This window comes from Chryseobacterium defluvii (assembly GCF_003634775.1).
GTDB classification, from domain to species: domain Bacteria; phylum Bacteroidota; class Bacteroidia; order Flavobacteriales; family Weeksellaceae; genus Chryseobacterium; species Chryseobacterium defluvii.
Window position 1 is genome coordinate 422,299 of sequence record NZ_RBXB01000001.1, and the last position, 12,037, is coordinate 434,335.

The following is a 12,037-nucleotide window of genomic DNA, read 5'->3' on the forward strand; positions in this document are numbered from 1 at the left end:
AAATGAGTAAACAGCTTTATATCAATGAAATCCAGGCTCTTTTTGATGAGGTTCAGAGGGCGCAGATCTTTGAAGACCAGAAAATGATGACCGATGCGGTTCCCCTGTTTCCTGTTTCTGAGATCAATACTCAATATGAGGAAGAAAAACAAAAGGAAGGTTTTGATTTAAAAGCTTTTGTACTGGAGAATTTTGATTTTTTAGGGGCAAAAATTTCTATCCAGCGAGAAGATCAATTACCCATTGATCAGCATATAGAAAAACTTTGGGATGAACTTACCCGTACAGCCTATGAGGAAAAAGGTACTTTGTTAAAACTTCCCAAACCCTATATAGTTCCGGGAGGGCGCTTTAACGAATTCTTTTATTGGGACAGTTATTTTATTATGCTCGGATTGCAGGTCTCCGGAAGAATAGAAATGATGGAAAACATTATTGAGAACTGTGCTTACCTGATTCAAAATGTGGGATTTGTTCCGAATGCGAGCAGAACTCATTTTTTAAGCCGTTCCCAACCTCCATATTTTTCTTTAATGTTGGATTTGTTATTTGACACTACAGGAGATGAAAAAATCTATCTAAAATATCATGATACCTTAGAAAAAGAGTATGCATTCTGGATGAACGGAGAAGAATGGCTTGAAAATGATTCTTCTATTAAACGAGTAGTGAGAACTAAGGACGGAAATATTCTAAACCGTTATTATGATGCCGAAAATGCTCCCCGTCCGGAAAGCTATTTAATTGATATTGAAGACAATCAAAACACTTCCGAAGAATTTTACAGAAATATAAGAAGTGCCTGTGAATCCGGCTGGGATTTTTCCAGCAGATGGTTTGCAGACGGGGAAACGATACAGACTATTGAAACCCTGAACCTGGCCCAGGTAGATCTTAACTGTCTTTTATGGCATTTAGAAGATACTTTGGCTAAATCTTCTAAACTTCAGAATTTAACAGAAAAATATAATTATTATACCCAAAGAGCAGCAAGCCGAAGACAGATGATTGACAATTATTTCTGGGATGAAAATGCAGTAATATATAGGGATTATCACATAAAAAAACACAAAAACACACCGTCTGAACACATTGCTGCTCTTTATCCCTTATTCCTTGGCTTAGCTGGTGAAGAACAGGCAAAAAAGGTTGTCCAAACCATATCTGAAAAATTTTTATATCAGGGAGGATTGGTGACAACAACCAAGCAAAGCGGTCAGCAATGGGATCTTCCGAATGCATGGGCACCCTATCAGTGGCTGGGTTTTAAAGCTATGAAAAATTATGGTTTTGATGAACTGGCGGAAACCATAAAAAATAATTGGTGTTCCAATGTAGAAAGAGTATACAACAATACCGGAAAGCTGATGGAAAAATATAATGCATTGGATACGGAAACCATTGCCGGTGGAGGAGAATATCCTAACCAGGATGGATTCGGGTGGACCAACGGAGTCTATTTAAAACTAAAACAAAACTAAACAAGTAAAATCATATGGCTATGAAAAAAAAATCGATCTTTTTAATTGCCGGAATTGCTACACTTTATTTCAATAATATGTATGCGCAGGAAAATCCTCAGGATTCCACTAAAACGGCATCTATTGATCAGGTGGTAATTACGGGGAATTCCAATCCGAAAAAGAAAATAGAATCCAGTACGGCAATTTCCACATTCAGTGCAAAAGAAATTCAGAAGCAGAATCCGGTAAGTGCGGCCGCCCTATTACAAAGAGTTCCCGGCTTTGCAGTAGAAACTTCAGGAGGTGAGGTTGGAAATAATCTTTTCGCAAGAGGTATTCCTTCAGCCGGAGCGTATGAATTTGTACAGGTACAGGAAGACGGTTTGCCTGTTTTTGAAGATGGGGCTTTACAGTTTGCCAATGCAGATAATTTTTTCCGTGTAGATAATACCGTAAGCAGATTGGAAGCTTTGAGAGGAGGTTCCGGTTCTATTTATGCCAATAATTCTCCGGGAGGGCTTATCAACTTTATTTCTAAAGAGGGAACCAATACCTTCAGAGGAGTAGCAAAGTTGGAAACCAGTACGTATGGATTGATGCGTACAGATGTTAATCTCGGGGGAGCTTTGATTGAAGATAAATTGTTTTTCAATATAGGAGGGTTTTACAGAACCGATGACGGGATCAGAAAAACAGGATTTAAAGCCAATAATGGGGGACAGATCAAAGCCAATCTAAAATATGTTTTTGATAAAGGATATGCTAAAGTCTACTATAAAAAGTTAAACGACAGAAATACATTCTATCTCCCGATTCCTTTGGTTCAGAACGGGAATGATTTAAAAGAATTTCCGGGATTTGATCCGAATTATGGAACTTACAGCTACAGAGCAATCAGTCAGCTTAATATCCCACAAGCGGGAGGCGGTTTTTTCAACAGAAGCTTAGAAGACGGAATTCATCCGAAAGTAGATGTAGTAGGAGCTGAGTTTAAATATGATTTAGGGGATAATTTTACAGTTTTAAATAAAGCAAAATATACGAGTATTGATATGAATTATACAGGGATTTTCCCTGCCGGAGGACCGCAGCTCGCAGCTGATTTTGCAGCCAGTAACGGAATTTCAGGCAATAATTTCCAATATTCTTCAGTGAGTTCCGGAGCTATCATGAATCCTCAATATGTTCAGAAACTAGGATTCTGGGCCATAGACAAACAAATGAATAATTTTGTGAATGATCTGCAGTTCAATTATAAGTTTGATAAAGGAAATATTACGGCAGGGTTTTACAAATCCAACTGGAAATCCCATCAATACTGGAACTGGAGCAATATTCTTACAACGGCTACAGACAGGCCACAGTTACTTAATTTAGTAGACTCTTCTCTGTCTCCGGGTGATTTAGGATATTCTAAAACCTACAACGGGGTGACCAATATGTCATTCTTATTGAGAGATTCTCAGATCCAGGGAAGCTTGAATGATTTATACCTGAATGTTGATTATAACATTACGGATAATTTAAGTTTCAATGGAGGAATTCGTTACAGCCGGGATTTTTATAAAGGCTACGGAGTCAACACAATTAGCTCCAATCTTAATAATTCAGATCTTACAACAGACGGAACTCATAGCTTCCTGACAACAACAGCAGATGAAAATATGTCTGTTTTAGGAAATAAATATACGTATTGGTATTATGATATTAGTAAGGTGTCTTACACATTGGCAACGAACTATAAGATCAACAGGGAAAATGCCATTTATGCCCGCTTCTCCCACGGATTCAGATCCCCGAATGAAGAAGCATATTATAACAATATGAATGATTTGAGTAAAATTGAGCCGGTATATACAGATCAGCTGGAATTAGGGTATAAATATTACTCCCGCTCGTTTGATGTGGCTGTGATTCCTTTTTATTCTACACTTAAAAATCTTTCCTTTACCGATGTGTATTCAGACGGAACTTCTGAAAATAAATTCGCTAACACTACCAATCTTGGGGTAGAATTGGAAGGATACGCAAGATTATTTAATAACTTATTGGAAGTAACATTTAATGGAACCTTCCAGAACCCTAAGTATAATGACTTCACAGGAAGGAATTCTGATGGAACCACATTCGATTACGATGGAAACTCTGTAAGGAGAATGCCTAAGTTTTACTTCAACATTTCACCGGCTGTTAATATTACGAAACAATGGAGAACTTATGTGAGCATGAATTATTATGGAAAACGTTTCCAGGATGAGAAAAATGCACAAACATTGCCGTCGTTTACTGAATTCGGAGCCGGAATGTCTTATCAGTTAGGAAAAATACGTTTTGCAGTTGACGGAACCAATATTTTTAATACTATTGGTATTACGGAAGGTGATCCCAGAGCTGGCTCTCCATCCGGAGACGGAATCATTATGGCAAGACCTATTATGGGTGCTGCTGCAAGAGCTTCCATTACGCTGGATTTCTAAACTTTTTACTTATATTCAAAATACAACCGCTTCAATTGAAGCGGTTGTATTTTGAATATTTTAGAGCTCAAAACTTGAACCACGAATCTCGCAACCCGAATCCCGAACCTCTACCTCAAAAAAGGATTATATTGCTTCTCAAATCCAATCGTTGTAGGATTTCCATGTCCTGAAAAAACCTGAGTTTCCTCATCCAGAATGAAAAGTTTCGTCCTGATTCCCTCGATAAGCTGGTCATAATTTCCCTTGTACAAATCCGTTCTTCCGATGCTTCCTTCAAAAAGGACATCACCGGAGATCATGAATTTTTGATTGTCATTGTGATATACCACACTTCCCGGAGAATGTCCCGGAACGTGATAAATTTTAAATTCTTCACCGTCCAGTTCAAGAACGTTACCTTCATGGATATATTCAACATCCACTTTAACAGGGTTGACCTGAAATCCGAATCTCATTCCGCTTGCCTGAAGCATATCCAAAACTTCCTGATCTTCCTGATGCATCGTCACCGGAACTTTAAACTTGTCAAAAGCCCATTGCAGACCCAAAACATGATCAATATGTGCATGAGTAAGAAGGATTTTCTGAATTTTCAACCCATTGCCGGTAATGAAATCATCAATCGCTTTGGTTTCCTGCTCATTCATATTTCCCGGATCAATCAGCCAGGCATTTTTGTTTTCATTAAAAATAATATAGGTGTTTTCGCTCGCGAAGTTGAATACGAAGCCTTGAATCTGAAGCATGTTCTGAATATTTTCACCAAAAATACGATATTATTAAGAAAATGCCGATTTTTCGTTATCTTCGTTATAATGAAAACATTACGAATATTCTTATTGACTTTAAGCGGATTGGTTTTTGGACAGAATATCCAAAGTATACAATTATTCAACCCGCAGACCAATGATGAAACTCCTGTTATTAAGTTTGGAGAGAAGCTGATTTTGAGTTTTGATGACCTTACCAATTCCAGTGAGATTTACAGATATACGATTAAACATTATGACCGAAACTGGAATGATGATAATCTTTTCTTTACAGAATTTGCAACAGGAAGCCTGAATGGTCTTTTAGATCAGTTTCAATACTCATTCAATACTTTACAAGCCTATACTCATTATACATTGGCATTCCCAAATGAGAGAATGCAGCCAAAAATCTCCGGGAATTTTGAGCTCATTGTTTATAAAGATTCTGCCGAAAAACCACTTTTTAAGAAAAGATTTTATGTAGTTGAAGATGCTGCTGCCTTAGCGCTGAATGTTTCCAGGATTGCAGATGCAAAAAATCCGAATATCAACCAAAGAGTAGAAGTACAGGCTGTTTCAAAAGGGGGTGATCTGTCTTCCAATGTAAATTCTATGTCTCTGAATGTGATGCAGAATAACAACCTGAATGTTACAGCCAATAATTTAAGGCCAAGCTCAACACTAGGAAATAAATTGCTTTTCCAGCAAATGAGCCTGACTTTCCCGGGAAACAATGAATTTTATTATTTCGATAATAAAAATATAGATATGGCAGCAGATATGGTCCGTGCCACTGAAGTAAAAGACGGGCTGAATAATACCTATTTGCATCCTGTTTGGGCCTATCCTTTAAATTATCAGTATCAACCGGACGTCAACGGAGCCTGGTACTACAGAAGGAATGATATGGGAATTGAAAGAAATGCAGAAAGAGAAGCAGACTATGCATGGGTTTATTTTTCTCTGGATTCTGATAAAATGGATAAAGAAATTTATGTGTTGGGCGGATTTAATGATTTTAAGCCTAATAAAGAATACCAGATGCAATATGATGAGGCCAATAAAAAATATGTGGCGAGAATTTACCTGAAACAAGGATTCTATAATTATATCCTGGCTACAAAAGAATCTGACGGAACTTTAAACTTCGGGGAGGTTAACGGGAATTTCTGGCAAACAGAAAACCTTTATCAGGCATTTTTATATTTTGCTCCTTTCGGAAGAAATTATGATGGCTTGATGGGATATGGAGAATTCAGGACACCTGTAAGATAATTGAACTTAAAATATCTCAATAAAACAAAACCTCCAAAAAATGGAGGTTTTTATATTATAAATAGTTCTAGACTAAGTAAAACTCATCCAACTTCTCTTCACACAAAGTTCTGATCACATCGATCCATCGGTCTTCATCATTCAAACAAGGGATATAATGAAAGTTTTCTCCACCTGCATGCAAAAATTCTTCTTTTCCTTCCACGGAAATCTCTTCCAGTGTTTCCAGGCAGTCTGAAACGAAGGCCGGACAAACAATAGCAAGGTTTTTTATTCCTTTTTTAGGAATGGTTTCCAATGTTTCATCCGTATAAGGCTCGATCCACTTATCTTTACCTAATCGGGACTGGAAAGAAACGATGGTTTTTTCTTTTGGAAGATTCAATCGTTCAATAACGGATTCGGTGGTTTTATAGCATTGATGACGATAGCAAAACTGGTGGCTCGGATTATCATCTCTGGAACAGCAATCGTTCAGATTACAGGTTTTGGTAGGATCTGTTTTATAAATATGCCTTTCCGGAACTCCATGATAAGAGAATTGCAGAGCATCAAAATTTTCAGGCAGTTTTTCCTTAATACTTTCAGCCAAACAATCAATATAAATATCCCTGTTATAAAAAGGCTGTATATAATTGATTTTTACACCCGGGAATTTTTTCTTTCTTACTTCTTCTGCCTTTTCGATCACTGTTTCCGTGGTGCTCATTGCATATTGCGGATACAGAGGGAAAAGAACGATTTCAGAAACCCCTTTGTCTGCCAACCTCTGAATTCCGTTTTCAATACTAGGCTCTGCATATCTCATTCCTATTTCTACAGGAACATCTACCAGCTTTTGTAGTTTTTTCTGAATTTTTTCAGTGATGACAATTAATGGCGATCCTTTATCGGTCCAAACCGTTTTGTAGGCTTCTGCAGATTTTGCAGGTCTTGTTTTTAAAATAATTCCACGGACAAGAAGTGCACGGAAGATCCAACGGTAATCAATAACTCTTTCATCCATCAGGAACTCATCAAGATATTCTTTTACATCCTTTACATCTGTAGATTTTGGCGAACCGAGATTGACTAATAAAATTCCCTTTTTAGAGTTTCGGGCTTCGGATTTCGAGAATTGTTTCTCCAAACTTTTTTGTTTTATATTTTTTATAATAACGAACAACTATTAACTGTCAACTAGCAACTAATTACCCATTGACAGCTTCTACTTTTTCCACTAAATCAGGAACGAATTGCTTTAAAATATTCTCTATTCCGTTTTTCAGAGTCGCTGTGGAACTTGGACAACCGGAACAGGCACCCTGTAACAGCATTTTTGCCGTTTTGGTGCTTTCATCATATTCCATTAATGAAATTTTTCCACCGTCATTCTCTACGGCAGGAGCAACATATTCATTTAAAATATCAGAAATCTTCTGCTCATCATCCGTGTAATCTCTGTTGATGATCTTTTCAACAGGATTTTCATGTTTTTGAGGCTCAAGGTTGGAAATTACTCCTCCGTTCTGCAAGTATTCAGCTATGAAACCACGAACAGCCATCATGATCTGATGCCATTCTACAGAACTGTCTTTAGTAACGGCAACAAAATTGTCAGAAATAAAAATTTCCTGAGCAAAATCGAATTCATTAAAAATAGCCTGTGCTAAAGGAACTCCTTCAGCCGACTCTCTTGATTTCACCTCAACGAAACCATCCATCAGCAATTTGCTGGAAACAAACTTCATCACATTGGGATTAGGAGTCATTTCCGCATAAATCTGGTACATTTCTTTCTTTTTTTGAAGGTAAATTCTCGGGTTAGCCAATAGCTCATCCTCAATGACGTTCTTCAGGCTTTCAGCTACATGCTCCCATTCTACAGTTTCCTGTTTGGCAATTGCCACAAAGTTAGCCGTGATGAAAACTCTCTCCACAAAAGGATAATTGAAAAGCTCCTGGGCAAGAGGAATTTCCGATATATCTGAACTTCTGTCCAATTCCAGAGACCCGGGAATCAAGTTGTAATCTGCTACAAATTTCATCACTTTTGGGTTTTCTGTAGGCTCTATAAGTATCTTACGCATTTTTTCGTTAAATTTGAGATACAAAAATACGGATAAGAAGTTAGAAGTTATGAGTTAGAAGTTAGATTTTTGCTATCGCTGTAATTTAAAAATTATGAAGCTGAAACCTTACCTTCAGCTAGCTCGTTTTTCACATAACTTATTTTCTAAATTATCAAATTAAAATTATGGCACTTGTAAAAGAACTTTTAGGAAAGACACCACAGATCGGAGAAAATACATTTTTGGCAGAAACAGCAACCATTATCGGGGATGTGGTGATGGGAAAAGATTGCAGTATCTGGTATAATGCTGTAATACGAGGAGATGTTCATTACATCAAAATGGGAAATAAAGTGAATGTTCAGGATAATGCCATGCTCCATTGTACCTATCAGAAACATCCTTTAAATATCGGGAATAATGTTTCTATTGGTCATAATGCCATCGTTCACGGGTGCACTATTCAGGATAATGTTCTGATTGGTATGGGAGCTATTGTCATGGATGATTGCCTGGTAGAAGAAAATTCCATAGTAGGAGCAGGGTCTGTAGTAACACAGGGAACTCACATCAAGTCCGGAGAAGTATGGGGCGGTATTCCTGCCAGAAAGATCAAAGATATTTCAGCACAGCTTTTAGAAGGAGAAGTCAACAGAATTGCTGATAATTATGTGAAATATTCTTCATGGTATAAAGACTAATATTTTTGAAGCTAAAAATAAAACTCCGCCTAAACTTAGGCGGAGTTTTTTATCCTTAGTGTCAAATAGCCTGAGGGTTTAAGTCATCAATAGGCTTTGTATCTTTAGTAAACTAAAACGGCCTTCTCGTTTTCACATGTAATAGAGGCCGGCTCATTAGCCATCATACAGTCAGAGGTAATATTATACTTCTTATTATATTCGGCCATTTTACTGGTGTATTCCTGAATCTTAGGCAAAATAACTGCTTCCTGTTTTTTAGGATAGGCAATATACGTCACCGGTCCGCCGCATGCCTTTGAGCCAATAGGAGAAAATGCCCATTCATTGGGATCCGTACATTTCTCTTTCGCAATTTCTGCCTCAATTCCTGCTTTTATTTTTTCAAGCTGGTTATTATCATATTTTTGACTGCTTTCATCTGCCGGTCTTTCCGAAACATCTTTAGGAAGAGTATTCGGGTCCGTAGTACTGGTACTTTTACAGGAAACGATAGTGAAAGCTATAACAGGAATATATAGAAATGCTTTTTTCATAAAATAATATTGTATCAGGGATTTTTCAAAATGTATGCCATTACAAGATTTTCCAATTCATTTTCCGTAATTTTGATGGCGATGAACAATGATTTTTTTGACTTAATAGAGCACACCAACAGAAGTGTTTTTCTTACAGGAAGAGCAGGGACAGGAAAGACGACTTTTCTTAATGATTTTGTGAAAAGAACAAGAAAAAAGCATATTGTTGTAGCACCTACCGGAATTGCAGCGATCAACGCAGGAGGGGTTACCATTCACTCTATGTTCGGATTGCCTTTAAGAACCTTTTTACCTACCACAGACCGTATTGATGGCAGTTTGGCAAATAATATTGCTGATCTGATGCCCCATTTCAAGTATAGAAAAGATAAACTTAAACTTCTGAGAGAGGTGGAGATCCTTATCATTGATGAGGTTTCCATGCTAAGGGCCGATGTTCTGGATATGATGGATTTCTCTTTACGGTTTATCAGAAGAAATAACCAGAGGTTCGGAGGAGTGCAGATGTTGTTCATCGGAGATTTATATCAGCTTCCGCCTGTGGTAAGGGATGAACATATTCTGAAACTCTATTATAAATCACCTTTCTTTTTTGATAGCCATGCGATCAAGGAAATTCCTTTGATTACTATTGAACTAACCAAAGTATACAGACAATCCGATGAAGAATTCCTTGAAATATTGAATGCCATCCGTGACGGAGATGTGGCTAATATTGATTTTGAACATTTAAATGAAAGATATAATCCGGAATTTGAACCTGGAAACGAATCTTACGTTTATTTGTGTTCCCATAATAAAATGGCTGATGAGATTAATCAGCAAAAGCTGGCGGAAATAAAAGTTATCCCCTCTACGTATGAAGCTAAGCTTTTCGGTGAGTTCAAAGAAAACCAGTTTCCCAATGAGCAGTTTCTGGAGTTGAAAGTGGGTGCACAAATTATGTTCATCAGGAATGATATTTCTCCGGATAAAAAATATTTCAATGGAAAATTAGGGGAGATTTCTGCATTGGATGAAAATGAAATCCGGGTTATCCTGGATGGAAGCGAAAGGGAAATTGTTGTTAAAAGAGAAGTCTGGGAACAGAAAAAATATTTCCTGGATGCAGAAAAAAACATCAAGGAAGAAGTGTTGGGAAGCTTTGAACAGTTTCCGATTAAATTGGCTTGGGCAGTTACGATTCATAAAAGTCAGGGTCTGACGTTTGATAAGGTGATTATTGATGCCGGGAAAAGTTTTACCGCAGGCCAGGTGTATGTTGCGCTTTCCCGTTGCAGGACATTGGAAGGAATCGTTTTAAAATCTAAGATCACTCCCGAAGTTATTTTTAAAGACAACAGAATTTTACAGTTTCAGGGAGATACTTTCGCCAATGATCATGTGGAAACTATCCTGAATCAGGAAAAATACGATTACAGCATCCGGAAAGTACTTCGTACTATTGATTGCGTGTGGCTGCTGCAGGAAGTGGAAGACTGGAATAAACTATCTGTTACTACGAAAAGTATTGATCATTTAAAAACCAATCAATTGTATCACCAATTGAAACAGGATGCAGCAAACCTCGGAAAGATTTTTGAAAAGCTGGAAAGGGTTTTATTTCAGAAGGCTGCCAATTTTATCAACCAGAAAGAAGAATGGTCTGAAATTGAAAACAAAGCAAAAGGAGCAGTTAATTTTTTCTTCACTGAAGTCAAAGATAAAATCTTTACTCCTTTAAAAGAATTCTATGCTGAGATCAAAGGATCAAAAGGACTAAAGCAATACAATGAGGAGTTCAAGAGATGGCTGGAAGATATTGAAGAGTATCTAAACAGTTTAAAAGAAATTCACCTGTTGGAAACGAAGCTTTTAGACGAAAAGAATGATAAAGAAATTAATCTAAAAATTGCTAAAGTTCCATCACAGGTTCTCACGTTCCAGTTATTTGAGCAGGGAAAAACCATTGCTGAAATTGCTTTGGAAAGAGGTTTGGTAAAAGAAACTGTTATTGGGCATCTGGCGAAATTTGCGGAGCAGGGATTGTTGGATATTTCCAGAGTGATTACCTCAGATAAGATCAAAGCTTTTGAAGAGGAATTCAATAAAAAGCCACATGAGACATTAACGGAATGGAAGAATGCTTTACCCAATGATTTTGAGTTTAATGAGATCAGGATCTTATTGAATCATTATAATTATCAAAAGGAAAAAGAGAAATAAAAGTATACTTAGTTATAGTAAGTCATTTTTATCGCAGTAAAATTACTTCCTTCCGGGCTGTTTATTGAATTTGAAAAATATCTTTTTGTCAATTCAAATACTGTTTCTTCTGTAACATTAAAATCAATAAAATCATCAAAATTCTTTTCTCCGTTTTTTGATGCTTCTTTAGCACTTTCAAGAATAAATTCATCTTTTATGGTTCTATTATAACATTGAATTTCTTCTGGTAGTTTTTGTCCAATATTTATTTTAAAAGAATCAGTTAATATTTTTTTTCTAATTTCATTACCATTCTGAATGATTGAATAAGAGTTTACATTGTATGCACTCACTAAAATTGCAATTTCGGAATCAGGAAATAATTTTATTAAATTATTTTTGAGAACCTGATTGTCATTTTCCAATATATCGAATATTAACTGAGGACTGACAATAATAATTTTGTCATCCAATTTTCCTATGGATAATCCAGTCATATTATTTTGAGCTTGCATGATTGAAATCTCTTTGTTAGGCTTTAGAGTACCAAAGCCTATTTTTTTTGGTACATCATTAATCTAGATATTAA

At 36.7% G+C, this 12,037-nt stretch carries 10 protein-coding genes; 5 read left to right on the plus strand and 5 right to left on the minus strand.

Annotation, left to right across the window (positions count from 1 at the left end; translation table 11 throughout):
• Window positions 1–2: 2 nt before the first annotated feature.
• Both BCF58_RS01995 and BCF58_RS02000 read left to right on the plus strand, forming a co-directional pair.
• A complete protein-coding gene (locus BCF58_RS01995; protein WP_121460124.1) occupies window positions 3–1,481 on the plus strand; it encodes a trehalase family glycosidase in 1,479 nt (492 codons plus the stop codon).
• Window positions 1,482–1,501: 20 nt separating this feature from the next.
• Window positions 1,502–3,940, plus strand: a complete 2,439-nt coding sequence (locus BCF58_RS02000) for a TonB-dependent receptor (RefSeq protein WP_121461015.1) — start codon at window positions 1,502–1,504, stop codon at window positions 3,938–3,940.
• Between the two features lie 110 nt (window positions 3,941–4,050).
• Here the strand turns inward: BCF58_RS02000 and BCF58_RS02005 are convergent, their stop codons facing one another.
• Window positions 4,051–4,689, minus strand: a complete 639-nt coding sequence (locus BCF58_RS02005) for an MBL fold metallo-hydrolase (protein ID WP_121460125.1) — start codon at window positions 4,687–4,689, stop codon at window positions 4,051–4,053.
• A gap of 69 nt (window positions 4,690–4,758) precedes the next feature.
• Between BCF58_RS02005 and BCF58_RS02010 the strand changes: the two genes are divergently transcribed.
• Window positions 4,759–5,970, plus strand: a complete 1,212-nt coding sequence (locus BCF58_RS02010) for a type IX secretion system plug protein (RefSeq protein ID WP_121460126.1) — start codon at window positions 4,759–4,761, stop codon at window positions 5,968–5,970.
• 67 nt (window positions 5,971–6,037) lie between these two features.
• Here BCF58_RS02010 and hemH read toward each other — a convergent pair whose 3' ends face one another.
• Window positions 6,038–7,099, minus strand: coding sequence for a ferrochelatase (gene hemH / locus BCF58_RS02015; RefSeq protein WP_121461016.1), 1,062 nt, complete (start codon window positions 7,097–7,099; stop codon window positions 6,038–6,040).
• Window positions 7,100–7,160: 61 nt separating this feature from the next.
• Window positions 7,161–8,039 (minus strand): NifU family protein, encoded by an 879-nt coding sequence (locus BCF58_RS02020; protein WP_121460127.1) that lies wholly within the window; start codon window positions 8,037–8,039, stop codon window positions 7,161–7,163.
• A gap of 167 nt (window positions 8,040–8,206) precedes the next feature.
• On the opposite strand from BCF58_RS02020, the gene BCF58_RS02025 reads away from it, so the two are divergent.
• Entirely contained in the window at window positions 8,207–8,722 is a 516-nt protein-coding gene (locus BCF58_RS02025) for a gamma carbonic anhydrase family protein (RefSeq protein WP_121460128.1), read from the plus strand.
• A 104-nt stretch (window positions 8,723–8,826) separates the two neighbouring features.
• Here the strand turns inward: BCF58_RS02025 and BCF58_RS02030 are convergent, their stop codons facing one another.
• Complete coding sequence (locus BCF58_RS02030) at window positions 8,827–9,258, minus strand: hypothetical protein (RefSeq protein WP_121460129.1); 432 nt, start codon at window positions 9,256–9,258, stop codon at window positions 8,827–8,829.
• An 81-nt stretch (window positions 9,259–9,339) separates the two neighbouring features.
• Between BCF58_RS02030 and BCF58_RS02035 the strand changes: the two genes are divergently transcribed.
• Entirely contained in the window at window positions 9,340–11,466 is a 2,127-nt protein-coding gene (locus tag BCF58_RS02035) for a helix-turn-helix domain-containing protein (protein WP_121461017.1), read from the plus strand.
• A gap of 8 nt (window positions 11,467–11,474) precedes the next feature.
• On the opposite strand, the gene BCF58_RS02040 is transcribed toward BCF58_RS02035, so the two are convergent.
• On the minus strand, window positions 11,475–11,963 hold the full coding sequence (locus tag BCF58_RS02040) for a hypothetical protein (RefSeq protein WP_121460130.1): 489 nt from the start codon (window positions 11,961–11,963) through the stop codon (window positions 11,475–11,477).
• Between the last annotated feature and the right edge of the window lie 74 nt (window positions 11,964–12,037).

Excerpts from the sequence above, each read along its gene's own strand:
- BCF58_RS01995 (WP_121460124.1), top strand. The coding sequence starts at position 3 with ATGAGTAAACAGCTTTATATCAATGAAATCCAGGCTCTTTTTGATGAG.
- BCF58_RS02000 (WP_121461015.1), top strand. The coding sequence starts at position 1,502 with ATGAAAAAAAAATCGATCTTTTTAATTGCCGGAATTGCTACACTTTAT.
- BCF58_RS02005 (WP_121460125.1), bottom strand. The coding sequence starts at position 4,689 with ATGCTTCAGATTCAAGGCTTCGTATTCAACTTCGCGAGCGAAAACACC.
- BCF58_RS02010 (WP_121460126.1), top strand. The coding sequence starts at position 4,759 with ATGAAAACATTACGAATATTCTTATTGACTTTAAGCGGATTGGTTTTT.
- BCF58_RS02020 (WP_121460127.1), bottom strand. The coding sequence starts at position 8,039 with ATGCGTAAGATACTTATAGAGCCTACAGAAAACCCAAAAGTGATGAAA.
- BCF58_RS02025 (WP_121460128.1), top strand. The coding sequence starts at position 8,207 with ATGGCACTTGTAAAAGAACTTTTAGGAAAGACACCACAGATCGGAGAA.
- BCF58_RS02030 (WP_121460129.1), bottom strand. The coding sequence starts at position 9,258 with ATGAAAAAAGCATTTCTATATATTCCTGTTATAGCTTTCACTATCGTT.
- BCF58_RS02035 (WP_121461017.1), top strand. The coding sequence starts at position 9,340 with ATGAACAATGATTTTTTTGACTTAATAGAGCACACCAACAGAAGTGTT.
- BCF58_RS02040 (WP_121460130.1), bottom strand. The coding sequence starts at position 11,963 with ATGCAAGCTCAAAATAATATGACTGGATTATCCATAGGAAAATTGGAT.